Source organism: Pseudomonas sp. LBUM1657, assembly GCF_059716075.1.
This window is the reverse complement of record NZ_CP166799.1, coordinates 3,000,897-3,027,179: the sequence shown is the minus strand read 5'-3', so window position 1 is coordinate 3,027,179 and position 26,283 is coordinate 3,000,897. Positions and strand designations below refer to the sequence as shown.

At 60.7% G+C, this 26,283-nt stretch carries 16 protein-coding genes; 5 read left to right on the top strand and 11 right to left on the bottom strand.

Annotation, left to right across the window (positions count from 1 at the left end):
- Positions 1-61: 61 nt before the first annotated feature.
- From glgB to ACA055_RS13915, 3 genes are all read right to left on the bottom strand, one after another.
- Positions 62-2,293, bottom strand: coding sequence for a 1,4-alpha-glucan branching protein GlgB (gene glgB, locus ACA055_RS13925; RefSeq protein WP_497684164.1), 2,232 nt, complete (start codon positions 2,291-2,293; stop codon positions 62-64).
- A 2-nt stretch (positions 2,294-2,295) separates the two neighbouring features.
- Positions 2,296-5,637, bottom strand: a complete 3,342-nt coding sequence (treS, locus tag ACA055_RS13920; RefSeq protein WP_497684163.1) for a maltose alpha-D-glucosyltransferase — start codon at positions 5,635-5,637, stop codon at positions 2,296-2,298.
- Between the two features lie 165 nt (positions 5,638-5,802).
- Positions 5,803-7,797 carry an alpha-1,4-glucan--maltose-1-phosphate maltosyltransferase gene (locus tag ACA055_RS13915; protein WP_497684162.1) on the bottom strand — a complete coding sequence of 665 codons (1,995 nt, stop codon included), beginning with the start codon at positions 7,795-7,797 and terminating at the stop codon, positions 5,803-5,805.
- A gap of 217 nt (positions 7,798-8,014) precedes the next feature.
- On the opposite strand from ACA055_RS13915, the gene ACA055_RS13910 reads away from it, so the two are divergent.
- Positions 8,015-8,182: a hypothetical protein gene (locus ACA055_RS13910; protein WP_497684161.1), complete on the top strand. Its 168-nt coding sequence runs from the start codon at positions 8,015-8,017 to the stop codon at positions 8,180-8,182.
- Between the two features lie 44 nt (positions 8,183-8,226).
- Here the strand turns inward: ACA055_RS13910 and ACA055_RS13905 are convergent, their stop codons facing one another.
- Positions 8,227-8,760, bottom strand: a complete 534-nt coding sequence (locus tag ACA055_RS13905; RefSeq protein WP_497684160.1) for an MgtC/SapB family protein — start codon at positions 8,758-8,760, stop codon at positions 8,227-8,229.
- 124 nt (positions 8,761-8,884) lie between these two features.
- On the opposite strand from ACA055_RS13905, the gene ACA055_RS13900 reads away from it, so the two are divergent.
- From ACA055_RS13900 to mapR, 3 genes are all read left to right on the top strand, one after another.
- Positions 8,885-9,118, top strand: coding sequence for a DUF3203 family protein (locus ACA055_RS13900; RefSeq protein WP_497684159.1), 234 nt, complete (start codon positions 8,885-8,887; stop codon positions 9,116-9,118).
- Between the two features lie 195 nt (positions 9,119-9,313).
- On the top strand, positions 9,314-10,744 hold the full coding sequence (ccoG, locus tag ACA055_RS13895) for a cytochrome c oxidase accessory protein CcoG (protein ID WP_497684158.1): 1,431 nt from the start codon (positions 9,314-9,316) through the stop codon (positions 10,742-10,744).
- Positions 10,745-10,875: 131 nt separating this feature from the next.
- A complete protein-coding gene (gene mapR / locus ACA055_RS13890) occupies positions 10,876-12,285 on the top strand; it encodes a GntR family transcriptional regulator MpaR (protein WP_497684157.1) in 1,410 nt (469 codons plus the stop codon).
- Between the two features lie 132 nt (positions 12,286-12,417).
- Here the strand turns inward: mapR and ACA055_RS13885 are convergent, their stop codons facing one another.
- The 7 genes from ACA055_RS13885 to tpx all read right to left on the bottom strand — a co-directional run bounded on the left by ACA055_RS13885 (position 12,418) and on the right by tpx (position 25,530).
- Positions 12,418-13,164 (bottom strand): SDR family oxidoreductase, encoded by a 747-nt coding sequence (locus ACA055_RS13885; RefSeq protein WP_497684156.1) that lies wholly within the window; start codon positions 13,162-13,164, stop codon positions 12,418-12,420.
- Between the two features lie 177 nt (positions 13,165-13,341).
- Positions 13,342-15,423, bottom strand: a complete 2,082-nt coding sequence (locus ACA055_RS13880) for a putative bifunctional diguanylate cyclase/phosphodiesterase (protein ID WP_497684155.1) — start codon at positions 15,421-15,423, stop codon at positions 13,342-13,344.
- Between the two features lie 165 nt (positions 15,424-15,588).
- The gene (locus ACA055_RS13875; RefSeq protein ID WP_497684154.1) at positions 15,589-17,070 is read right to left on the bottom strand and encodes an efflux transporter outer membrane subunit; all 1,482 of its coding nucleotides are present in this window, start codon (positions 17,068-17,070) and stop codon (positions 15,589-15,591) included.
- Complete coding sequence (locus ACA055_RS13870) at positions 17,067-20,174, bottom strand: efflux RND transporter permease subunit (protein ID WP_497684153.1); 3,108 nt, start codon at positions 20,172-20,174, stop codon at positions 17,067-17,069. The genes ACA055_RS13875 and ACA055_RS13870 overlap by 4 nt, the downstream gene beginning before the upstream one ends.
- Entirely contained in the window at positions 20,171-23,275 is a 3,105-nt protein-coding gene (locus ACA055_RS13865; protein WP_497684152.1) for an MdtB/MuxB family multidrug efflux RND transporter permease subunit, read from the bottom strand. Before ACA055_RS13865 ends, ACA055_RS13870 begins: the two co-directional genes overlap by 4 nt.
- Positions 23,272-24,588 carry an MdtA/MuxA family multidrug efflux RND transporter periplasmic adaptor subunit gene (locus tag ACA055_RS13860; RefSeq protein WP_497684151.1) on the bottom strand — a complete coding sequence of 439 codons (1,317 nt, stop codon included), beginning with the start codon at positions 24,586-24,588 and terminating at the stop codon, positions 23,272-23,274. The genes ACA055_RS13865 and ACA055_RS13860 overlap by 4 nt, the downstream gene beginning before the upstream one ends.
- Positions 24,589-25,029: 441 nt before the next feature.
- Entirely contained in the window at positions 25,030-25,530 is a 501-nt protein-coding gene (gene tpx / locus ACA055_RS13855; protein WP_497684150.1) for a thiol peroxidase, read from the bottom strand.
- A gap of 327 nt (positions 25,531-25,857) precedes the next feature.
- Here tpx and ACA055_RS13850 point away from each other — a divergent pair, with 327 nt between their 5' ends.
- A complete protein-coding gene (locus ACA055_RS13850; protein WP_497684149.1) occupies positions 25,858-26,283 on the top strand; it encodes a YciI family protein in 426 nt (141 codons plus the stop codon).

The following is a 26,283-nucleotide window of genomic DNA, read 5'->3' as shown; positions in this document are numbered from 1 at the left end:
GGGATCACACTAATCCTGTGGGAGCGGGCTTGCTCGCGAATGGCAGCAACACGGTTCTAGATCAACCCTCCGGCCGCAACATCAACACCGCCAGTGGCGGCAAATTCAGCACCAGTGACAACGCCTGCCCATGGCTCGGTTCATCCTCGGTGAACGCACCGCCGTTGTTACCGTAATTGGAACCGGCATAGGTCGCCGCATCGCTGTTGATGACTTCAGTCCAACGCCCGGCGAACGGCACACCAATACGGTAACCCTCACGCGGCACCGGGGTGAAATTGGCCACCACCAGCACCGGCCGCCCATCCTTGCTCCAGCGCATGAAGGCGTAGACGCTGTTGATCGCGTCATCCCCGATCAACCACTGGAAGCCCTGTGGTGCGTCGTCCTGATCGTGCAGCGCCGGCTCTTCGCGGTACACGCGATTGAGGTCGCCCACCAGTTTCTGCACGCCTTTGTGTTCCGAGTACTGCAACAAGTACCAGTCCAATTGCTGATCGTGGTTCCACTCGCGCCACTGGCCGAACTCGCAGCCCATGAACAACAGCTTCTTGCCCGGATGCGCCCACATAAAGCTGAGGTAGGCGCGCAGGTTGGCGAATTTCTGCCAGCGGTCGCCCGGCATCTTGTCGATCAGCGAATGCTTGCCGTGCACCACTTCGTCGTGGGAAATCGGCAGGATGAACCGCTCGGACCAGGCATACACCAGGCCGAAACTCAGTTCATTGTGGTGATGGGCGCGGTAGACCGGGTCCTGCTGAATGTAGTGCAGCGAATCGTGCATCCAGCCCATGTTCCACTTGTAATCGAAGCCCAATCCGCCCTGTTGGGTGGTTTGGCTGACACCGGGCCATGCGGTGGACTCTTCGGCGATCACCAGCGCGCCGGGGGCTTCCAGGTCGACGACATCGTTGAGATGGCGCAGGAAGTCGATGGCTTCAAGGTTCTCGCGACCACCATGGCGGTTAGGCACCCATTCGCCGGCCTTGCGCGAATAGTCGCGATACAGCATCGAAGCCACCGCATCGACGCGCAGGCCATCGACGTGGAAATGCTTGAGCCAGTGCAGCGCCGAGGCCAGCATGTAGCCGTGCACTTCGGTACGGCCCAGGTTGTAGATCAGCGTGTCCCAGTCCTGGTGGAAACCTTCCTGCGGGTTGCCGTATTCGTATAGCGCGGTACCGTCGAACTGCGCCAGGCCGTGGGTATCGGTCGGAAAATGCGCCGGTACCCAATCAAGGATCACGCCGATGTCAGCCTGGTGGCAGGCATTGACGAATGCGCCGAAGTCTTCCGGCGAACCGTATCGGGCGCTGGGGGCGAATTGTGAGAGCAGTTGATAACCCCAGGAGCCGCCGAACGGATGCTCCATGATCGGCATCAGCTCGATGTGGGTGAAACCCAACTCCTTCACATACGGAATCAGTCGTTCAGCCAACTCGTGCCAGGTGTACTGACGGGCGACTTCGCCCAGATCGTCCAGCTCGCATTGCCAGGAGCCGGCATGCAATTCGTAGATCGACAGCGGCGCACTCGGCTGATGACGATCGCCACGGGATTGCATCCACTCATGATCCTGCCAGTCGATGTTCAGCGGCGAGGCGACTTTCGAGGCCGTGTCCGGCGGCAGCGCGGTGGCCAGGGCCATCGGGTCAGCCTTGAGCGGCAAAATACCGTGGGTACCCAGGATTTCGTACTTGTAGGCCTCCCCCGGTTGCAGGCGCGGGATGAACACCTCCCAGACTCCGGTGGGATGACGCAGGCGCATCGGATGACGGCGACCGTCCCAATTGTTGAAGTCACCGACCACCGACACCCGTTTGGCGTTCGGTGCCCACACGGCGAAACGCACGCCGTCGACATCATCGATCGTCTTCAACTGCGCGCCGAGGCAGCTGCTCAGGTCTCGGTGATTGCCTTCGGCGAACAGGTACAAGTCCATTTCGCCGAGCAACGGGCCGAAACTGTAGGGGTCCTCGGAGAGTTGTTCGCCGCCGGCCCACCGGGTCCGCAGCAGATACGCCTGGGCCCGATCGAAGTGTCCGACGAACAACCCCGGTGTCTGGGTGGCCTCAAGGTTGCCGAGTTCTTCCCCGGAATCCTTGGCCACCACCTGCACGCTCAAGGCGTCTGGCAGATAGGCCCGAATGAATTGCCCGCCGGCACCATCACCGTGGGGACCGAGAATTGCAAAAGGGTCGTGGTGTTCGGCGCGCACCAGCGCGTCAATGTCCCGCGTTCTGGGTAGTAACGCTTCTTTAGCGTGACCCTGTTCCTTGTTCGAGAAACTCATAACTACTCTCCACCAAGATCGGAAAAGGGTTTAAGCCCACTCAATAGCCCATACAAACCATGCAACGGCACCGGCAGCCAAGTGGGACGATTTTCCGCCTCATACGCCACTTCGTAGGCTGCCTTCTCCAGACCGAACAACGCCAACGCAGCGTCCTCTCCTTCCGGATCTTGCCACGCATGAGCAAGACTAGCTGCCGCCAGCCGATAAGCGTCGACAAATGCTTGTCTTGCTTCATTTAAATAGCGATCGGCAACGCGCTGACGAGCGGCCTGGGCTTCGGCGGTGTTGTCGACGTTGTGCACGTTGATCGTCATCGCAGCCGCGTAGTCGAAGGAACGCAATACACCGCTGACGTCTTTGTACGGGCTGTGCTTGCCCCGGCGTTCGTGCAGCGGACGCGCAGGTTCGCCTTCGAAGTCGATCAGGTACGCATCACCCTTGATCACCAGCACCTGACCCAGGTGCAAGTCGCCGTGCACGCGGATGCGCAGACCACCGGCGGCTTTTTTGCCCAACTCTTGAACATGGCCGAGGATGACTTTTTTGTTGTCCAGTAAACGAGTGACCAAGGCTTTGTCTGCCGGGTTCAGTTCGTTTTGATGTTGCTTGAGCAACTTGAGCGCATGCTCCAGTTGCGCCGCCACATCCTTGGCCGAGGCCAGGGCATCTTTTTGCGTGGTGACCTGGGGCGCGAAGTCCGGGTTACTGCTGGGCGCTGCCAGGATCTGATGCATTTCACCCAGACGCTGACCGAGCATGCCAGCAAAGTCTCGCAGCTCGGCGAGGGCGTTGTAGTGCTGCTCCTGCTCGGACATGGCGTCGGCCAGCTCATCGCGCAGCGCACGTTCGAGGTTGTTCTGCGTCCATTCCCAAGCGTCGCCCTGATTGCTCAAGTAGCCCTGGGCAATCATCAGCAGATTGTCCTCGCCTGCTGCGTCACGGCGAATCACCGAACCCAGCAGCGGCGAAATATTGCGGAAACCGGCGTCGGTCAGATACGCGCTCATCTCCAGCTCCGGGTGCACGCCCGAGGCGACTTTGCGGATCAGTTTCAACACCAGGCTGTTGCCGATCACCACCGAACTGTTCGATTGCTCGGCGGACAAGTAACGCACCTCCGATTCGGCGGTCAGGCCCAGTTTCGCCAGTTCATCAGTAGGCTCGAAACGGATCTCGCCACCATCGGAAGGCAACAGGAGGCTGTTCTGCATGCTCTGCAACACAGTGTGGACAAAGTTCTCGAGGCTGAACGCATCGGTGATCAAACCGACCTGAGGCCCGCGTCGCACCCGAGATAGCGCCAGTTGCTGCGGCAACGCGGCACCGACCTGATCTTCGGCAATGAAGCCGAACGGCAATTGGTAACGGTTGGTCTGGCCGCCGCTGGTGACTTCGATTTCACTCAATAACACCGGATGCCGCGCATCACCGAAGCGCACACCATAGGCCAGGTTGACCTTGTCGATGGCGGCATCCTTGCCGGCAAACCAGCGGCGATTCTGCAGCCAGTTCGGCAGGATGCCCTGTTCCAGCGTGTTCCGGGACGGCGCTTCGAGCAGTTCTTCCATGCGTTTTTTCAATACCAGCGTGGTGAAGTCCGGCAGGCTTTGCGCCGGTTCCACGTGCCAGCTCGGCATCTGGTTTTCTGCCGCCAGGCCGAACCAGTAGAAACCGTAAGGTGCCAGGGTCAGAAGGAAATTCAACTGGCCGATCGGCGGGAAGGCGTTACCGCCGAGCATTTCCACCGGCACCATGCCGGCGTAAGCGGACAGATCCAGCTCTGCCGCTTGCGCACTGCGCGAGACGTTGGCCACGCACAGGATGATTTCGTACTTGCCATCCGGCCCGGTGAATTCACGGGTGTAGGCCAGAATCCGTCGGTTGCTCGGCGACAGCATCTTCAACGTGCCGCGCCCGAAGGCCTTGGACTGCTTGCGCACGGCGAGCATGCGCCGGGTCCAGTTCAGCAGCGAATGCGGATCGCCAGCCTGGGTTTCGACGTTGACCGACAGGTAGCCGTATTGCGGGTCCATGATCGGTGGCAGCACCAGGCTTGCCGGATCGGCGCGGGAGAAACCGCCGTTGCGGTCGATGGACCATTGCATCGGCGTGCGCACACCGTCGCGGTCGCCGAGATAAATATTGTCACCCATGCCGATTTCATCGCCGTAATACAACGTCGGCGTGCCGGGCATCGACAGCAGCAGGCTGTTGAGCAACTCCACGCGGCGGCGATCACGCTCCATCAGCGGTGCGAGGCGACGGCGAATGCCCAGGTTGATCCGCGCCCGACGGTCGGCCGCGTAGTAATTCCACAGGTAATCGCGCTCCTTGTCGGTGACCATTTCCAGGGTCAGCTCATCGTGGTTGCGCAGGAAAATCGCCCATTGGCAGTTGGCCGGGATTTCCGGGGTCTGACGCAGAATGTCGGTGATCGGGAAACGGTCTTCCTGGGCCAGCGCCATGTACATGCGCGGCATCAACGGGAAGTGGAACGCCATGTGGCATTCGTCGCCATTGAGGCCCTTGGCGTCGGTGTCGCCGAAGTACAGCTGGGTGTCTTCCGGCCATTGATTGGCCTCGGCCAGCAGCATGCGGTCCGGGTAGTTGGCGTCGATTTCGGCACGGATCTGCTTGAGGACGTCGTGGGTCTCGGGCAGGTTTTCGTTGTTGGTGCCGTCGCGCTCGATCAGGTACGGAATCGCGTCCAGCCGCAGACCATCGATGCCCATGTCCAGCCAGTAGCGCATCACCGAGATCACCGCTTTCATCACTTGCGGGTTATCGAAGTTCAGGTCTGGCTGGTGAGAATAGAAGCGGTGCCAGAAGTACTGACCCGCGACCGGGTCCCAGGTCCAGTTGGACTTTTCGGTATCGAGGAAGATGATGCGCGTGCCGTCGTACTTTTGATCGTCATCGGACCACACGTAGAAATCCCGCGCCGCCGAGCCAGGCTTGGCTTTACGCGCGCGCTGGAACCAGGCGTGCTGGTCTGATGTGTGGTTGATGACCAATTCGGTGATCACCCGCAGACCGCGTTTGTGGGCCTCGGAGATAAAGCGTTTGGCATCGGCCATGGTGCCGTAGTCGGAGTGGACGCCGCGGTATTCGGCGATGTCGTAACCATCGTCCCGACGTGGCGACGGATAGAAGGGCAACAGCCAGATGGTGTTGACGCCAAGGTCGGCAATGTAATCGAGTTTGGCGATAAGGCCGGGAAAGTCGCCGATCCCGTCATTGTTGGAGTCGAAAAAAGACTTAACGTGTACCTGGTAGATTACCGCGTCCTTGTACCAGAGCGGGTCCTTGATAAAGGTGGCAGCCTTGGGTTTCTTCGCCATTTGAAACTCCTGTTGAATTCGAAAAAGCCTGAGCCGATGACCTGCCTCAAACGCGATGATTCAAATGTGGGAGCGAGCTTGCTCGCGATAGCGATTGAACATTCAACACATGTGTTGCCTGCCATATTGCTATCGCGAGTAAGCTCGCTCCGACGGGTTCCGCGTTTACACAGTGATCCGCCAAATACCAAACGGCTGATGCCACGGCTCGATCCGCATGAACTGGTACTTGCCGTGCCAGCTCCAGCGATGGCCGTTCATCAAGTCTTCGCCCTGGGTGCTGGCGTCGTCCGGCAGCCCCATTTCCCACAGCGGCAACTCGAAATTGGCTTCCTGGGCGTTATGCGGGTCGAGGCTGACGGCCACCAGAATGAAGTTGCTGCCATCGGCACTGCGTTTGCCGAAATACAGAATGTTGTCGTTCCAGGCGTTGTAGACCTTCAACCCCAGATGCGTTTGCAACGCCGGGTTCTGCCGGCGAATGCGGTTGAGCTGGGCGATCTCGGCAATGATGTTGCCCGGCGCATTGAAGTCCCGTGGGCGAATCTCGTACTTCTCGGAATTGAGGTATTCCTCCTTGCCCGGCACGGGTGTGCCTTCACACAGTTCGAAGCCCGAATACATGCCCCACAGCCCGGAACCCATGGTCGCCAGCGCCGCACGAATGAGAAAACCGGCACGGCCGGATTCATGCAGAAACGCCGGATTGATGTCCGGTGTATTCACGAAGAAATTCGGCCGGTAGCACTCGCGCCACGGCGATTCGTTCAACTCGGTGAAATAGGTCGCCAGTTCGGTCTTGGTGTTGCGCCAGGTGAAGTAGGTGTAGCTCTGGGCGTAACCGACCTTGCCCAACCGCGCCATCATCGCCGGGGTGGTGAAGGCTTCGGCAAGAAAGATCACTTCCGGGTACAGCGCCCGCACATCGGCAATCAGCCATTGCCAGAACGGCAGCGGTTTGGTGTGAGGGTTGTCGACGCGGAAGATCTTCACGCCCTCCTCGACCCAGCCGACCACGATGTCGCGCAATTCGACCCAGAGACTGGGGATCGCGTCCGTGGCATAGAAATCGACGTTGACGATGTCCTGGTATTTCTTCGGCGGGTTCTCGGCGTATTTGATCGAGCCGTCGGGCCGCCAGTTGAACCAGCCCGGGTGCTGTTTCAGCCACGGGTGATCCTGGGAACACTGGATGGCGAAATCGAGGGCGATTTCCATCCCATGCTCCGCCGCTGCGGCAACGAGGCGGCGGAAGTCTTCGCGGGTGCCGAGTTCCGAATGAATCGCCTCATGCCCGCCCTCCTCGCTGCCGATGGCATACGGGCTGCCCGGATCGTCAGGGCCGGCCGTCAGGGAGTTGTTCGGGCCTTTGCGGTAACTGCGACCGATCGGGTGGATCGGTGGGAAGTACAGCACGTCAAAGCCCATGTCCTGGATCATCGGCAGCCGCGAATGCACATCGTTGAATGTACCGTGACGGGCCGGATCGTCAGTGATCGAGCGTGGAAACAATTCATACCAACTGGCGAACTGCGCCAGTTCCCGTTCGACGTCCAGCGGGAATTCGGGACTCACGCTCAGATACGCGCGGTGATCGGCCTGAGCCATCAGGTCGGCGCTACGCGGGTGCATAAACAACGCGACTTGCTCGATTTCGAGCAGACCGGACAGTTCATGGTGCAGTTGTGCCAGTTGTTCGCTCAACTGACCTTCGGCGCGCTCGGCGGCCTGTTGCACCAGCGTGCGGCCTTCCTGCAGTTCCAGGCTGATCAGTACACCGGCCATGTGCTTTTTTTCCAGCTCATAGCGGAAGCTGGCGAACTGATCGATCCAGGCTTCGATGCAGAACACATAGCGGCCCTGCTCCTCTACCCGAAACTGGCCTTGCCAACCGTTGTTACCCAGCTCAGCCATGACTTCGGTCTGCCAGGCGTCCTCGCCGTCTGCACGCCAGCTCACGCGCACGGCCAGTTTGTCGTGACCGTCGGCAAAGACCTTGCTGGTCACTACCACGTCCTGGCCCACCACGGCTTTGACGGCAAACTGCCCGCCATCGAGGGTCGGCATGGTGTTTTCAATCGCGATGCGCGGCAGCAGTAAGGCCTGCGACAGCGGCATGTGAGGGTTGTAGTTGAGCTCTGTCGGTTTTTCAGCAGTCATCGAGCATCTCTCCTTTACGCCCCATGGACGCTCTTGTACCTGGTGCTCATCCCCGCAGCATCGGCTGCCCGGGAATGAACTCACTTAGGTTCCGAGCGACAGGCGTCGGTAAAAGTTCACGGGGATTTGCCTGAGTTTTCGGTGGAATCAATTCCTGCACGCAGTGGTCAACCAACTTAAGCACGACTTACGCCATGTGCCACTGGAGGCATCAACGATGAGTATTCCAATCCCGGCTGAAACGCCTGATCCGAACATCGACAACCCGACGATTCCGCCGACCGAGCCGGAACCGGTGCCCGAGCAGGAGCCGCCAGGCACCACCCCGCCACCTCGGGAAGATCCGCCGGAAACCATGCCGCCGGTGATAGTTACGCCCGAGTAAAAGATGCCTGAACGATCGTTCCTACTGTGTGGGAACGATCGGACCTACGGCTTTTCATTTTGCTTTTCATCCCGTTTGTCTTCCTGATCGTCCTTCTCGATCATTTTCACGATTTTCGGCATCACACTCAGAATCCCCAACGCCAGTAATGTACTGAGCAGCGCCGTCGCCTCGCGGCCCAATCCGGCCGAGACACCGATGGCGGCCGTCATCCACAACCCGGCGGCGGTGGTCAGGCCCTTGACGTGACCTTCGTCGCCCTCGGTGTTTTTCAGAATAGTCCCGGCGCCGAGAAAGCCGATCCCGGCGATCACACCCTGCACCACCCGGCTCATGGCATCGGCTTGGGAGCCGGACATCTGCGGCACCAGCACAAACAGCGCCGCGCCGAGCGCCACCAGCATGTGCGTGCGCACCCCGGCTGCCTTGCCCTTTTGCTCGCGTTCGAAACCGAGAATCCCGCCCAGAATCGCGGCCATCAGTAGGCGCACGGTTATGCGTGTCAGCTGAGACGCATCGCCGATGTCGGCGAACTCCGATTGCAGCGTCACCCAAACTTCATGCCACCAGGCGCTCATGGTGCTGTCCTTGAAAGTGCTCGATAGAGGATGGACCACGTCGACCATTAATCGGTTGCACAGGAACGATGATCTCCGCGCGCGCCCTAATACTGTAGAACCCCGCTGAAAAAAGGACTCATCCATGACCGTGCGCATCGAAAACCAGACCTGCTTTTTCACCACCGAAAACGGCGAAGAGATCCGCCTGTGTCCCGACGTCACGATCGTCACCGACTCGGAAAAATCCATGTCAGCAGTGGATCTCAACGGCCAGCGCGTCTACATCACCGAAGCAGAAGCCGACGCATTGACCGTAGCAGGTGCGGTGGACGGGCGTCGCCATTTGAAGGCCACCGACAGTGATTCGGTGATTTGACTGACCCGCATCAATAAGACTCGCGGGCGTCTGAGATAGGCGCCCGCGCCTCGTTGTGGCAGGTGCATCAACTTGTCGCAGGCTGCGGCACGACGCCTATCTGATCCGCTTTTTATTGCAATACCTGAGTCTGTTATGCAAACAGATCGCCGCTCATAGTGCTCACGCCTGATGGAGGCTGATGAGCGAAAGACCATGAGCGATAGAATCCCCGTCCGAACCGTAGAAAGCGCCCCGTTAGTCAGTACTTATGAGCCTTCGCGTCCAAAGATGAAGGCCAAGTCCAGCGACACCCTGATCCACACCCGCAGCTTCACCGGTCTGTTCCGCACCCTGCGCCTTGGTGGCGCGGGGTTTCTGTTCTTGCTGTTCTTCGGCACGGTGTGGTTGAACTGGGGCGGGCGCCAGGCGGTGCTCTGGGACCTTTCCGAAAGCAAGTTCCACATCTTCGGCGCGACCTTCTGGCCACAGGACTTCATCCTGTTGTCGGCGCTGCTGATCATCGCCGCGTTTGGCCTGTTTGCGATCACCGTGTTTGCTGGGCGGGTCTGGTGCGGCTACACCTGCCCACAGAGTTCCTGGACCTGGATCTTCATGTGGTGCGAGAAGATCACCGAGGGCGAACGCAACCAGCGCATCAAACTGCAAGCCGCTCCCTGGGGCGTAAATAAACTGATGCGCCGTTCGGCCAAGCACACGCTGTGGTTGGCCATCAGCCTGCTGACCGGCTTGACCTTCGTCGGTTATTTCACCCCGATCCGGCCACTGGCCGAAGAGCTGCTGACCTTGCAGATGGGCGGGGTCAGTCTGTTCTGGGTGCTGTTTTTCACCGGCGCCACTTACATCAATGCCGGCTGGCTGCGCGAAGCGGTGTGCATGCACATGTGCCCGTATGCGCGGTTCCAGAGCGTGATGTTCGATAAAGACACCCTGACCATTTCCTACGACGTAGCTCGCGGCGAAAACCGTGGCCCGCGTAAACGTGACGTAGCACCGGCTGAAGTCGGCCTCGGTGATTGCATCGACTGCCAACTCTGCGTGCAGGTCTGCCCGACCGGCATCGACATCCGCGACGGCCTGCAGATGGAATGCATCGGGTGCGCCGCGTGCATCGATGCCTGTGATTCGATCATGGACAAAATGGACTATGCCCGCGGGCTGATCAGCTACACCTCGGAGCGCGAGTTGCAGGGCGGCAAGACCCACCTGCTGCGCCCGCGCCTGATCGGCTACACCGCGGTGCTGCTGGTGATGATCGCCGCGCTAGTGCTGGCACTGGTTGAACGGCCGATGGTTTCGCTGGACGTGAGCAAGGACCGTGGGCTGTTCCGCGAAAACAGCCAGGGGCAGATCGAAAACATCTACAGTCTGAAAGTCATCAACAAAACCCAGCAACGCCAGGACTACCGCCTGACCCTGGTCGATGGCGACGGCTTCCAGTTGCAGGGCAAGATCGAACTGAGCCTGGCCCCGGGTGAGATTGTCGACGTGCCGGTGTCGGTGGCGATGACCACCGAAGGGCCGAGCAGCAGTTCCCAGAGCATCAGTTTCAAGCTTGTCGACAGCGATGAACCTGGCATCTACAGCGTGGCCAAGAGCCGGTTTGTTGCGCCGATGAATCGTTGATCCCTTAGACTGCGGTGCTGCAATTCGCGAGCAAGCCCGCTCCCACAAGGACACCGCAATACCTGTGGGAGCGGGCTTGCTCGCGAAGAAGTCACCCCGATTTTCCAGAATGACTCCAATCCGGGCACTCGATGAAACGCTACGAAAAATTCGCCGACGACATCGCTGAACTGATCCGCTCCGGCGTCCTCGGCCCCGGCCAGCGCGTGCCTTCGGTGCGCTATGCCAGCCAGACCTACGGGGTCAGCCCGTCAACCGTCTTCCAGGCCTATTACCTGCTTGAGCGCCGCGGGCTGATCCGCGCGCGTCCGCGTTCCGGCTACTTCGTCAACACCCATGCGCCGAGCCCGTTTTCCGAGCCGGTGATCAGCAGCCAGGTCAACGAATCCACTGAAGTCGACGTCAGCGAACTGGTGTTCTCGGTGCTCGACTCGATCAAGGACCCCAACACCGTACCCTTCGGCTCGGCGTTCCCCAGCCCGACCCTGTTTCCGCTGCAACGGCTGTCGCGCTCCCTGGCCAGTGCCGCCCGGGAGATGGACCCGCGCATGGTCGTCACCGACATGTCGCCAGGCAACCCGCAACTGCGCCGCCAGATCGCCCTGCGCTACATGGTCGGCGGGCTGATGCTGCCCATGGAAGAGCTGTTGATCACCAACGGCGCCCTGGAAGCGCTGAACCTGTGCCTGCAAGCCGTCACCGAACCCGGCGACCTGGTGGCCATCGAAGCTCCGGCGTTCTACGCCTGCCTGCAAGTGCTGGAGCGTTTGAAGCTCAAGGCCGTGGAAATTCCCGTGCACCCGCGCGATGGCATCGATCTGGGCGTGCTCGCACAAACCCTGGAACGGCACCCGATCAAGGCCTGCTGGTGCATGACCAGCTTCCAGAACCCCATGGGCGCGACCATGCCGGAGGCGAAAAAACGCGAATTGGTGGAGCTGCTGCGCAGCCATCAGGTGCCATTGATCGAGGACGATGTCTACGCCGAGCTGTATTACGGTCAACAGGCGCCAAAACCGGCCAAAGCCTTCGACACTGAAGGGTTGGTAATGCATTGCGGCTCCTTCGCCAAGAGTCTCGCCCCCGGCTATCGCATCGGCTGGGTCGCCGCCGGACGCTACGCGCAGAAAATCGAACGACTGAAACTCATGACCTCGCTCTGCGCCTCGATGCCGGCCCAGGCCGCCATCGCCGATTACCTGCAACACGGCGGCTACGACCGCCACTTGCGCAAACTGCGTTACGCGCTGGAAGAACAGCAAAGCGCCATGCTCGCGGCCATTGCCCGCTATTTTCCGGCGCAGACACGCGTCAGCCAGCCCGCCGGCGGGTACTTTCTGTGGCTGGAACTGCCCGCGCAGATGGATTCGTTGAAGTTGTTTCAGATGGCGCTGGCCCAAGGCATCAGCATCGCGCCGGGGCCGATTTTTTCACCGGCCCAGCGCTTCAGGAATTGTATTCGCTTGAACTACGGGAGCCCTTGGGACGAGACTTGCGAGAAGGCGATGGAGACGTTGGGGCGGATTGTGCGGTCATTCTGAAATTTGATGGTGTCTCGACTGGCGCCTTCGCGAGCAAGCCCGCTCCCACATTGAATTGATGTGCACTCACATTCAATGTGGGAGCGGGCTTGCTCGCGAAGAGGCCAGACCCCGCAATACAAATTTAAAGCCTTAGCGCCCACCACCAAGATCAACAAACGTCCCCGTCGCGTACGAAGCCTTGTCCGACAGCAACCAGATAATCGCCTCGGCCACTTCATCCGGTCGTCCGCCCCGGGCCATGGGAATCGCCGATTCCAGTTTGCTGACCCGATCCGGATCGCCGCTCAGCGCGTGAAAATCGGTGTAGATGTAACCGGGACGCACGGCGTTGACGCGAATACCTTCCCCGGCCACTTCCTTGGACAGGCCGATGGTGAAGGTATCGAGCGCGCCTTTGGAGGCGGCGTAATCAACGTATTCACTGGGCGCCCCCAGTCGTGCGGCGACCGAGGACACGTTGACGATGCTGCCACCCTGCCCGCCGTGCTTGGGCGACATGCGCATGACCGCGTGCTTGGCGCAGAGGATGGGAGCCAGGATGTTGGTTTTAAGGGTTCTGAGAATACGGAATTCGGACATTTCGTCGACCCGGGACTTTTGTCCGACGGTGCCGGCGTTGTTCACCAGCGCCGTGACACGGCCGAGTTCGGTGTCTACGCGATGGAACAAAGCGATCACTTCGTCTTCGATGCTGACGTCGGCGCGTACCGCAATGGCTTGAGCACCGAGGGCGCGGACTTGCTCCAGCACACTGAGCGCGGCCTGTTCATCAGCCTGATAGTTGATGCAGATCCGATAGCCCTGTTCGGCCGCCAGCAGCGCTGTGGCGGCACCGATGCCGCGGCTGCCGCCGGTGATGACGATGACTTTATCCATGTGAGCTTTCCCCCTATCCAGCGTAAGCAGTCGGGGCCAAGAATAACCGTCATTGGCGGTTTTTGCATGAAGTCTATGGTGCCTTGGCCGACGCCATCGCGGGCAAGCCCTGCGCCCACAAGTCATGCAAAACCTGTGGGAGCGTGTCTTACCCGCGATGAACGATAACGCGGTGCGTCAGCCCACCGCCAATTGCTCCCCGCGGAGAATATCCACCATGAAGCGCTCCGCCGGCAGCGGATGGCCGAGCAGATACCCTTGCAACGAGTCGCAACCCAGCTTCGTCAGGAAGTCCTGCTGCACCCCGGTTTCCACCCCTTCGGCAACGATGCGCAGGCCCAGCGCCTGGCCGAGGGCGACGATGGCCGAAACGATGGCGGCATCATCGCTGTCGTGTTCCAGATCGCGGACGAAACCCCGATCGATCTTCAGTTCGTTGGCCGGCAGGCGCTTGAGGTACATCAAGCTCGAATAGCCGGTGCCGAAGTCATCGATGGACAGGTCGACACCCATTGCCGACAGTTCCCGCAGTACGGTCATGCTTGCATCGGCATCGCTCATGGCGGTGGTTTCAGTGATTTCCAGGGTCAGGCTGTTGGCCGGCAAGTGGTGCGTGGCCAAGGCTTTGGCGACGCTTTGGACCAGGCCGACGTGGCAGAACTGCAAGGCCGAGAGGTTCACCGCGATGCGCCAGTCGGTGTAACCGAGCACGTACCACTCGCGCATCTGGCGGCAGGCTTCATTGAGCACCCAGTCGCCGATCGGAATGATCAACCCGGTCTTCTCCGCCAGATCGATGAACTTGTCCGGCAACAGCATGCCCTGGGTCGGATGCTCCCAGCGCAGCAACGCCTCGGCGCCAACCGGCCGGCCATTGCTGGCGTCGAACTTGGGTTGGTAATAGAGGCTGAACTGTTGCTGGTCCAGTGCGTTGCGCAGGTCTTGCAGCAGTTGCAGCTGTTTGCGCGCGTTGCTGTTCATCGAGGCGTCGAAGAAGCTGTAGCCGTTTTTCCCGGCCCCCTTGGCGTGATACATCGCCGCGTCGGCGTTCATCAGCAACTCTTCCGCCGTGCTGCCGTTACCCGGATACACCGCGATGCCCACACTGGCGGAAATCTGCAAAACATGTTCGGCAACGCGGAACGAGCGTGCGATCAACCCGACCTGACGGGCCGCCAGGCTCAATGCGTCATTCTCCTCGCCGAGTTGCACCAGCAACACAAACTCATCGCCGCCGATTCGCGCCAAGGTGTCCTGGCTACGCAGATCCTCGCGCAGTCGCAGGCCGACTTCACGCAACAACAAGTCGCCCATGTGGTGGCCGAAGGCATCATTGACCGGTTTGAAGCCGTCCAGATCGATGAACATCAACGCAAAACACCCGCCCTGCTCCTGCACTTTCGACATCGCCTGATCGATGCGGTCTGCCAGCAGCACCCGATTCGGCAGGCCAGTCAGGGTATCGTGCAGGGCCAGTTGGGTCAGTTCACGGTTGGCCTCGGTCAGCGAGTGCGCAAGGCTGGCGGTGCGGGCCTCCAGGCGCGCATCGAGAATCGACGTCAGCAAGGCAATGCTCAACACCGCCAGGGTGGTGATCAACACCAGGTTATCCAGGCCGTTTCCGCTCAAACCGCTGGCCGCCGCGCCACAGAAACTGCCATCCGGGAAACGCGCCGCGGCCATGCCGGTGTAATGCATGCCGACAATGGCGAACCCCATTATCACCGCGGCACCACCACGGATCAGCCCCACGTACGGGGTGTGTTGGCGCAGACGAAAAGCGATCCATAGCGCCGCGCCCGACGCGCCGACGGCGATGAACAGCGACGCGCCGAACAGCGTCGGATCGTAATCGATGCCCGGCTGCATGCGCATGGCGGCCATGCCGGTGTAGTGCATGGCGCTGATCCCGGCGCCCATGACCAGCGCACCGAATGCCAGTTGCCAGGCCGGCAATCGTGGCTGGCTGACCAGCCACAGGGCAAAACCACAGGACAGAATCCCGATCAGCAGCGACAGCAACGTGATGCCCATGTCGTAACCGAGATCGATGGGCAACTTGAACGCGAGCATGCCGATAAAATGCATCGACCAGACACCCACGCCCATGGCAAAGGCACCGCCCGCCGTCCACAGATGCACGGCCCGGCCCTTGGCGGTGGCAATGCGTTCAGTCAGGTCGAGCGCGGTGTAAGAGGCGAGTATCGCTACGCAGAGCGAAATGATAACCAGCGTGGGTGAATAGCTACCGATGAGCATGGGGCTTCTCGCAACCGCCCCTTCGTATTGCTTCCGTTCTCGGAGGGGCAAATCGGGCGATTGTACTGATTGCACAAAAGAACGCACTGACAAAATAAGCAAAGGGCCATCAAGCCGATGAAACGCTTGTTTGACCTGTCGAGAGCCAGTCCGCCCGCGGGATCGCTATTGCTTTTCGCTCACCTGCAACGCCCCATCCCAACCGCCCCCCAGTGCCGCAATCAGCTGCACGCTGGCGATCAACCGGCTTTGCATCAGGCTGAGCACGCTGCGCTCATTGCTCAGTGCCGTGGCCTGGACCACCACCACGTCGAGATAGGCAATCAAGCCGGCCTTGTACTGGTTCTGGGTCAGGCGCAGGGATTCGCGCGCAGCATCGAGTGCTTCCTGACGTACGCCCGCTTCGTTTTCCAGGACCTTGAGCTGGACCAGATAATTTTCCACTTCACGGAAACCGTCGAGCACGGTCTGGCGGTAGTTGGCCACCGTCTCGTCATAGGCTGCTTCGCTGCGATCGACTTCCGCCGAGCGCTGGCCGCCGTCGAACAAGGTCATCGCCAGTTGCGGCCCGACCGACCAGAAGCGGTTCGGCAGGCTGATCCAGTTGGCGTAGGTGCTGCTGCTATAGCCACCGTTCAGGCTCAACGTCAGGTCCGGGTAGTAGGCAGCCTTGGCCACGCCGATGTTGGCGTTGGCGGCCATTACAGAACGCTCGGCGGCGGCAATGTCCGGGCGGCGTTCCAGCAACTGCGAAGGCAGATTCAACGGCACCTCGGGCAAAACCGGGATGTCCTTGGTTTCAGCCAGTTTGAACTCGGCCGGCGGCAACCCGATCAGCACTGCAATGGCGTTCTCGAACTGGGCACGCTGCCAGATCAAATCGACCAGATCAGCTTCGGTGCTCTTGAGCTGAGTCCGCGCCTGGGCCACTGCGTCCTTGCCGGAAACACCCGCGCGGTATTGGTTTTCGGTCATTGTCAGCGAGCGCTGATAGGCCTCGACCGTCGCTTCCAGCAGGCGTTTCTGCTCATCGATCACCCGCAGTTGCAGGTAGTTCTGCACCAGTTCCGATTGCTGGCTCAGGCGCATCGCCGCCAGATCGGCAAAGCTCGCCTCGGCGTTGGCTTCGTCGGCTTGCAGCCCGCGACGCAACTTGCCCCAGATATCGGCTTCCCAACTGACCCCGGCCTGAGCGGTGTAAGTGTCGCGAATACCGCTGGAAGAACTGGTCAAACTTGAGCTGCTGCTGCCGGTGCCCTGGCTCGAACGGTTTTTCCCGACGGTCAAATCCACGGTCGGGAAAAACGCGCCACGGGCACTGCGCACCAAGGCCTGAGCCTGACGGTACTGGGCTTCGGACTGGGCAACCGTCTGGTTGGCACTGTTGAGCTTGTCGATCAGGCCGTTGAGCTGCTGGTCGCCATACAGCTCCCACCACGCGCCGCGGGCCAGGGAATCGCTCGGATTGGCCTGACGCCAGCCCGCCGCTTCCTTGTACTGCACCGGCGCGGCGGTTTGCGGGCGCTGGTAATCCGGGCCGATGGCGCAGGCGCTGAGCATCGCGACGCACAGCGACAGGCCGAGCAAACGCGAGCCTCGGGCCGTAACCAGGGGTGCAGCCAGGTTGAAAAGCGAACGGTCAGTCATAGCGGAGTTTCCAGAGCAGCATCGGTACGCACCCCACGCCAGTGGTTGAAGCGATGGCGCAGTTTGTCGAGATAGAGGTAAACCACCGGGGTGGTGTAGAGGGTCAGCACCTGACTGAAGATCAGCCCGCCGATGATGGTCAAGCCCAGGGGCTGACGCATTTCCGCCCCTTCGGCGCGGCTCAGCAGCAACGGCAAGGCGCCGAGGATCGCCGCCAGGGTGGTCATCAGAATCGGCCGCAGACGTTGCAGGCAAGCGCTGCGTATCGACTCCAGCGGCTCCATGCCCTGATGGCGTTCGAGCTGCAACGCCAGGTCGATCATCAGAATGGCGTTTTTCTTCACCACGCCAATCAGCAGGAACAGCCCGAGCAACGAGATCAGGCTGAATTCACCCCCCAGCGCGTAGATCGACAGCAACGCACCGACCCCGGCCGACGGCAACGTCGAAAGAATCGTCAGCGGATGGATGTAGCTTTCATACAGCACGCCCAGCACCAGATATACCGCCACCAGCGCGCCGAGAATCATCCACGGCTGGCTCTTTTGGGTCGCGGCGAAGGCGTCGGCGGTGCCGGCCATTTTCGCGATGACGTCTTCCGGCAGACCGACCTTGGCAACCGCCCGTTCGATGGCGGCCGTACCCTGCTCCACCGTCACCCCGTCGGCCATGTCGAAGGCAATGCTTTCGGAAGCGAACTGGCCTTCGTGGCTGACCCGATCGTCTTCCAGGCTGTTTTCGTAATGGGCGATGGTCGACAGCGGAATCCGCGCGCCATCGGCGGTGATCACCTGAACCTGCTTGAGGGTGATCGGGTCCTGGGCGTATTTCGGGTTGACCTCCATCACCACCTGATATTGGTTGAGGCTGTCGTAGATCGTCGAAATCTGCCGCTGGCTGTAGGCGTTGTTCAGCACCGCGGTGACCATGTCCATGTCCACTCCCAGGCGTTTGGCCTGATCGCGGTCCACGATCAACGTCACTTGCTGGGCGCCGCGACCTTCGCGGGCGTCAATCGCCGTCAACTCCGGCAAGGCCTTGAGGGCGGTGACGACTTTCGGATACCACTCGCGCAACGCTCCCAGGTCACCGCTTTGCAGGATGTAGGAATACTGCGATGTGCTCTGTTCCCGACCGCCACCGAATTGCAGGTCCTGGTCGGCCATCAGCATCAACTGTGCACCGGCGACCTTGGGCATTTCCTTGCGCAGGCGTTCGATGACTTTCTGCGCGGACAGGTTGCGTTCCTTGATCGGCTTCAGGCGCACCAGCATGAAGGCGTTGTTGGTGCCATTGGTGCCGCCAATGAAACCGGCGACGCTTTCCACGGCTGCGTCCTTGAGCACGGCGCGACGAAAGATTTCCATCTTCGGCTGCATCACGCTGAACGACAGACCGTCGTCGCCGCGCACGAAACCGATCAACTGGCCCGTGTCTTGCTGAGGCATAAAAGTCTTAGGAACAACAACATACAGAGCAACGTTCACGCCAATTGTCACGAGCAGACTGAACAACGTCAGACGACGGTGACGCAATACCCAGTCGAGGCTGGTGGCGTATTTGCCGACCATCCACGCGTTGGCGCTCTGGCTCCAGCGTTGCAGACGGTTTTCCTGACCCGGTGTATGGGGCTTGAGCCAACGGGCACAAAGCATCGGCGTCAGCGTCAGCGAGACCACCAGCGAGACCACGATGGATGCCGCCAGGGTGATGGAAAACTCGCGGAACAGGCTTTCGACGATCCCGCCCATGAACAGGATCGACAGGAATACCGCCACCAGCGAGACGTTCATCGACAGCAAGGTGAAACCGACTTCCTGAGCCCCAAGGTACGCCGCTTTCATCGGCGGCACGCCTTCGTCGATGTGCCGGGAGATGTTCTCCAGCACCACGATGGCATCGTCCACCACCAGCCCGGTAGCCAGGATCAGCGCCATCAGCGACAGGTTGTTCAGGGAGAACCCGTAGAGGTACATCACCGCGAACGTGCCCACCAGGGACACCGGTACCGCGAGGGTCGGAATCAATGAGGCGCGGAAGTTTCCGAGAAACAGGAACACCACCAGAATCACCAGCGCCACGGCGATCAGCAGGGTCATTTCCGCTTCGTGCAGCGTGGCCTTGATCACCGGCGAACGGTCCATGGCCAGGTTCAGTTTGACGCTGGCGGGCAGCACGGCCTGCAACGCCGGCAGCTGCGCCTTGATAGCGTTGACCGTCTCGATGATGTTGGCGCCCGCCTGACGGTTGATCACCAGCAGTACCGCCGCGTCATTGTTGAAGAAACCGCTGTTGTAGCGGTCTTCGACGCCGTCGCTGACCTTGGCCACATCCTTGAGGCGCAGGGCCGCGCCGTCCGCGTAGTGGATGATCAGCGACTCGTAATCCTTGGCTTTTTCCAGTTGATCGTTGGCCTGGACCTGCCACAACCGCTGACCGTCTTCGACCGACCCTTTTGGCCGGCGCACGTTGGCATTGGCGATGGTGTTGCGCACATCGTCCAGGGCCACGCCGTACTGGTTGAGCGCCTGCGGTTCGAGTTCGATGCGCACGGCCGGCAGGGAGCTGCCGCCGATCTGCACTTCGCCGACGCCCTGCACCTGGGACAGGCTCTGGGACAAAATCGTCGAGGCCAAATCGTAGAGCTGGCCTTTTTCCAGCACGTCCGAGGTCAACGACAGCACCATGATCGGTGCCTGGGACGGGTTGACCTTCTTGTAGGTCGGCATGCTGCGCATCCCGCTGGGCAGCAGGTTGCGCGAGGCGTTGATCGCCGCTTGCACTTCCCGCGCAGCGCCGTTGATGTCGCGGTCCAGGTCGAATTGCAGAATCACCCGGGTCGAGCCCTGGCTGGAGCGGCTGCTCATGGTGTTGACCCCGGCGATGGCGCCGAAGGAACGCTCCAGCGGCGTGGCCACGGTCGATGCCATCACTTCCGGGCTCGCACCGGGCAGGCTGGCCTGAACCACGATCACCGGGAAGTCCATTTGCGGCAGCGGCGCCACCGGCAACAAGCCGAAGCTCACACCGCCCAGCAACATGATCGCCAGGCTCAGCAACATGGTCGCCACGGGACGTTTGATGAACGGTCCAGAGAGGTTCATGGCTGTTCTACCGCTTCCACGGATTCAGACTTGCGCCCCCAGCGCCGGCCAAGACGGTCGAAGTACAAGTAGATCACCGGCGTGGTGAACAAGGTCAGCACCTGGCTCAACAACAAGCCGCCGACCATTACCAGACCCAGCGGCTGACGCAACTCAGCGCCCGAACCGGTGGCCAGCATCAACGGCACCGCACCAAACAGGGCTGCCAGGGTGGTCATCAGAATCGGCCGGAAGCGCAGCAGCGCCGCCTGATAGATCGCCGTTTCCGGGTCCATGCCCTGATTGCGTTCAGCATCGAGAGCGAAGTCGATCATCATGATCGCGTTCTTTTTCACGATACCGATCAGCAGGATGATGCCGATGATCGCGATCATCCCCAGGTCATTGCCACTCAGCAGCAACGCCAGCAAGGCCCCGACCGCCGCCGAGGGCAAGGTCGAGAGAATGGTGATCGGATGGATGTAGCTCTCGTAAAGCACGCCGAGCACGATGTACATGGTCACCACCGCCGCCAGAATCAGCAGCAAGGTGCTCGACAACGAGGCCTGGAATGCCTCGGCCGCCCCCTGGAACTGGGTCTGCACGCCAATCGGCATGCCGATATCCTTCTGCACCTGCTCGATGATCTCCACCGCATGCCCCAGCGCTACGCCGGGCGCGAGGTTGAAGGACATCATTACCGCCGGGAACTGGCCAATGTGGGTGATCGCCAGTTGCGCCTGACGTTCCTCTATGTGGGCCAGGCTGGACAAGCGAACCTGACCGCCATCGGTGGTCTTGACGTGAATCTGGTTCAGCGCATCCGGGCCGATTTTCTCGCCGGACTGCGATTGCAGCACCACGCGGTACTGGCTGGCCTGGGTGTAGATGGTAGAAATCTGCCGCTGACCGAAGGCGTCGTACAGCGCATCGGTAATGTTCGACACCGACACACCCACCCGTGACGCCGCGTCGCGGTCGATCACCAGATAGACCTGCAACCCCTTGTCCTGCAAATCGCTGGCAACGTCGGTCAGCTCTGGCCGATCCGCCAGGGCATCCACCAGGCGCCCGCTCCACAGGCTCAGCAACTCCGAGTCCGGTGACGACATGCTGAACTGGTACTGGGTGCGGCTGACCCGGTCTTCGATGGTCAAATCCTGCACTGGCTGCATGAACAGACGGATGCCGATCAGCTTGTCCAGCTCCGGTTGCAGACGGGCAATCACTTCCGTCGCGCTCAGGTCGCGATTGCTGTGGGATTTGAGGTTGATCAGCAGACGACCGCTGTTGAGCGTCGAGTTGTCACCGTCCACGCCGATGTAGGACGACAGGCTCTCTACCGCGGGGTCAGCCAGGATCACCTTGGCGAGCCCCTGCTGTCGCTCGCTCATGGCGGCGAAGGAAATCGACTGCGGCGCTTCGGAAATCCCCTGGATCACCCCGGTGTCCTGCACCGGAAAGAAGCCCTTGGGCACCACCATGTACAGGAACACGGTGAGCGCCAAGGTGCCGACGGCCACCAACAGCGTCAGCGGTTGATGCTTGAGAACCCACTTTAACTTTCGCCCGTAAGCCGCGATCATCCAATCAATTGCAGCGCCACTGGCCCGGTAGAAACGGCCCTGCTCTTCTTCCTTGGGTTCACGCTTGAGCAACCGCGCGCACATCATCGGCGTCAGGGTCAGGGACACCACCAGGGAGATCAGGATCGCCACTGCCAGGGTGATGGCAAATTCTCGGAACAACCGCCCCACCACGTCCGCCATGAACAGCAGCGGAATCAATACGGCAATCAGCGACAGGGTCAGGGAAATCAGTGTGAAGCCGATCTGTTTGGCGCCCTTGAGCGCCGCATTCAGCGGGCTGTCGCCCTCTTCGATATAGCGAGAAATGTTCTCCAGCATGACGATCGCATCGTCCACCACGAAACCGGTGGCGATGGTCAGGGCCATCAGGGTCAGGTTGTTGACCGAAAAGCCGGCGAGGTACATCACGCCGAAGGTGCCGATCAGCGACAACGGCACGGCCACGGACGGAATGATGGTGGCGCTGGCCCGGCGCAGGAACAGGAACGTGACCATGACCACCAGGGCGATGGCGATCAGCAGTTCATGCTGCACGTCAGTGACGGAGGCGCGGATGGTTTGGGTGCGGTCGGTGAGCACGACGACATCGAGGCCGGCCGGAAGGTTGTCGGTGATGCTCGGCAGCAAAGCCTTGATCCGGTCGACCACCTCAATCACGTTGGCACCCGGTTGGCGCTGGATATTCAGCAACACCGCCTGGTTTTCATTGGCCCACGCGGCCAGGCGCTCGTTCTCGGCGCCGTCGACGATCTCTGCCACATCCTTGAGCCGCAACGGCGCGCCGTTGGCGTAGGCCAGGATCAGGTTGGCGTAGTCCTTGGGCGAGGTCAGTTGGTCGTTGGCGTCGAGCATCGAGACCCGGGTCGGGCCGTCGAAGTTGCCCTTGGGCTGGTTGACGTTGGATGCACCGATCAGGGTGCGCACGTCCGACAAGTTCAGACCGTTGGCCGCCAAGGCCTCGGGATTGACCTTGATCCGCACCGCCTGACGCTGGCCACCGGCAATGCTGACCATGCCGACCCCGCTGATCTGGGCGATTTTCTGCGCCATGCGCGTATCGACCAGATCGTTGAGTTTGGGCAGCAACATGGTTTTGGAGGTGATGGCCAGGGTCAGCACCGGGGTGTCCGCCGGGTTGACCTTGTTGTACACCGGCGGCGCCGGCAGGTCCTTGGGCAGCAAATTGGTCGCGGCGTTGATCGCAGCCTGCACCTGCTGCTCGGCGACATCCATGTTGACGTCGAGGCTGAATCGCAGGGTCAGCACCGAGGCGCCACCGGAACTGGTCGAGGCCATTTGGGTCAGGCCGGGCATTTGCCCGAATTGACGCTCAAGGGGCGCGGTCACGGCGCTGGTCATGACATCCGGGCTGGCGCCGGGATAGAGCGTCATGACGCGAATGGTCGGGTAATCGACCTGAGGCAACGCTGACACCGGCAACAGCCGATAGGCGATCACGCCAGCCAGAATGATGGCCAGCATGCTCAGGGTGGTGGCTACCGGGCGAAGGATGAACAGCCGCGAGATGTTCATGCGCCGCCCTTTTTCGCCTTGTCAGTGGCTGTTGCGTCAGGCGCGGTGGCAGCCGACTTGCCTTGCAAGTGCTCGGTCGGCGTGGTCGGTACGTCTTTGCTGTCATTGACCACTTCCACTTCGCTGCCTTCCTTCAGGCGGTCGGTGCCTTCCAGGACGACGCGATCCCCCGCGACCAGGCCTTCGGTGATCACGGTGTTGTCACCGTCGCTGGCGCCGACTTTCAACTGACGGATCGTGACTTTCTTGTCGCCATCCAGGGCGTAGACGAACGTGCCGTTGGTGCCGAACTGGATCGCTGCCGAGGGCGCAAGCACGACGTCCTTGAGGGTGTCGGCCAACAAGTGGACGTTGACGAACTGGTTGGGGAACAGCGCTTGATCGCGGTTCTCGTAGCGTGCCTTGAATTTCAAGGTGCCGGTGGTGACGTCGATCTGGTTATCCAGGCTCTGCAAGACGCCCGTGGCTTGTAACTTGGTGTCGCCACGATCCCAGGCTTCTGCCGGCAGCTTGGCGCCGGTGCGATAGCGGGCCAGCACGATGTCGAGGCTGTTTTCCGGCAAGGTGAAGGCCACGCTGATCGGTTGGGTCTGGGTAATGATCGCCAGCGCGGTGGTGTCGTTCGCCGCCACGAGGTTACCGACGTCCAGTTGACGCAGGCCCACACGCCCGGTGATCGGCGCGCGGATCTTGGTGAATTCGAGATTGAGCTTGGCGTCGTTGACCGCCGCCTGATTGGTCTTGACCGTGCCCTGGTATTGGCCGACCAGCGCTTCGGCGGTGTCCAGGGTCTGCTTGGCGATGCTGTCTTCGCGATAGAGGCCGCGGTAGCGTTCGACATCGACCTGGGCGTTTTTCAATTGCGCCTGATTCTGCAGCAAGGTGCCTTCGGCCTGAAGCAAGGCGTTCTGGTAAGGACGCGGGTCGATTTCAGCCAGCAGATCGCCGGCCTTGACCATCTGCCCTTCTTCAAACGCAATCTTGATCAGCTCACCACCGACACGGCTGCGCACATTAATGGTGTTCAGCGCCGTCACCGTGCCCAACGCCTTGTAGTAGAGCGGAAAATCGCCCTTGACCGCCGACGCCACTCGCACCGGCACCGGGCCGGTCGCGCCGCCGAAACCGGGACGCATCGCCCCTGACCGGCCAGTGTGCCCGGCCGTGGCTTTCTGCCCCGCACCCTCTTGTGGCGCAGCACCGCCGGGCCAGAATTTCCAGCACAGCCCTGCGATAACCAACAGGACAAGCAGGCCAAACAGCCAGCGACGGGGACTACGGGAAGCGGAGGATTGCATTGAATGATCAACCATTGGGCGCGTGGGCTTCTTCTACGGGAGGCTGAACGATAAGCACTGGAGGGGTTTTAGCAAAGCGCCTTTACCGGCAATTTACCTTCGGCTTACGTAACAGGAGATTTATCTAAGACACTGAAGCACAAATGAAAACGGCCTGGACAGAGGGGGCGTTCTCACTGAATTTCCCCGCCGCGCCAGGTCTGCTGTTGTGCAGGGCAAGGCGCGAGAAGCGTGGTTGGTCATTCCAAATAAGCTTCGAGCAACCCAGCCCTGCACAACAGCGGGTCCGGCCCTTCGGGTTGTGCCTTAAAGCGGGCCAGCCTGCGTTGCAGGCCTTGCAAAGGGAGCAACCATTTCCAGCGGCCTGCGCCTTGCCTGGCCCGCTTTAAGGCGACAACGCGACGGGGAAATTCAGTGAGAACGCCCCCTAGGCCGTTAACAATTGTAATGGTTCGCTTATTTCAGAACGGCAAGGGCCGCTTCGTAGTTCGGTTCTTGACCGATTTCGCTAACCAGTTCGCTGTGCAGCACGTTGTCGTTTTCGTCCAGCACCACGACGGCACGGGCCGTCAGGCCTTTGAGCGGGCCGTCAGCAATGGCAACGCCGTAGTTCTCGATGAACTCGGCACCGCGCAGGGTCGACAGGTTCTGCACGTTTTCCAGACCTTCGGCGCCGCAGAAACGGGCTTGGGCGAACGGCAGGTCAGCGGAGATGCACAGCACGACGGTGTTGGCGACGTCATTGGCCTGGGCGTTGAACTTACGAACCGAAGTCGCGCAGGTCGGGGTGTCGACGCTTGGGAAGATGTTCAGCACTTTGCGCTTGCCGGCGAAGCTCGCCAGGGTCACGTCGGACAGATTGCCGGCAACCAGGGAAAAGGCTGGCGCCTTGGAACCGGCTTGTGGCAGTTGGCCGTTGACTTGAACCGGGTTGCCTTTAAGAGTGACTTGAGCCATGAACGGAGTCCTTCTGACGTTGTTGTGGAGAATATTTGAAGAGGCCGAAGTTAACCACGAAATGGGCCGGTGACCTATGGTCAGATACAAATTGTGATGAGCCTGCACCAAAACTGGATACAAACGACTTGAAACACTGCAAAACCCTGTGGGATCGGGCTTGCTCTGACCGGTCAGTCGACATCGATGTTGAATGCAAGGCCCTTTTCGCGAGCAAGCCCGCTCCCACAGGATTGAGTTCGTCTACTCCTCCAGCGGTCGTTGTCGATTTACGGCACCGCCATTCGACTAGGCAATGAATCACTCAAATCCAGTGGAGATAACACCATGCGATTCATGATCATTGTAAAAGCCAGCCCGGATTCCGAGGCCGGTGTGCTGCCCAGCGAAGAACTGATGACCGCGATGGGAAACTACAACGAAGAGCTGGTCAAGGCCGGCATCCTCCTCGACTGCGATGGCCTGCAACCGAGCAGCAAAGGTGCCCGCGTGCGTTTCTCGGGCGAGAAACGCACGGTGATCGACGGTCCGTTCGCCGAAACCAAGGAGCTGATTGCCGGCTACTGGTTGTGGCAGGTGAAGTCGAAGCAGGAAGCGATCGACTGGGTCAAGCGCTGCCCAAACCCGATGCCAGGCACCGACGCCGAGATCGAGATCCGCCCGGTGTACGAGGCCGAAGATCTTGGGGCCGAGTTCACACCGAAATTGCAGGAGCAAGAAGAACGTCTGAGGGCGCAGATGAAGAAGCGTTGA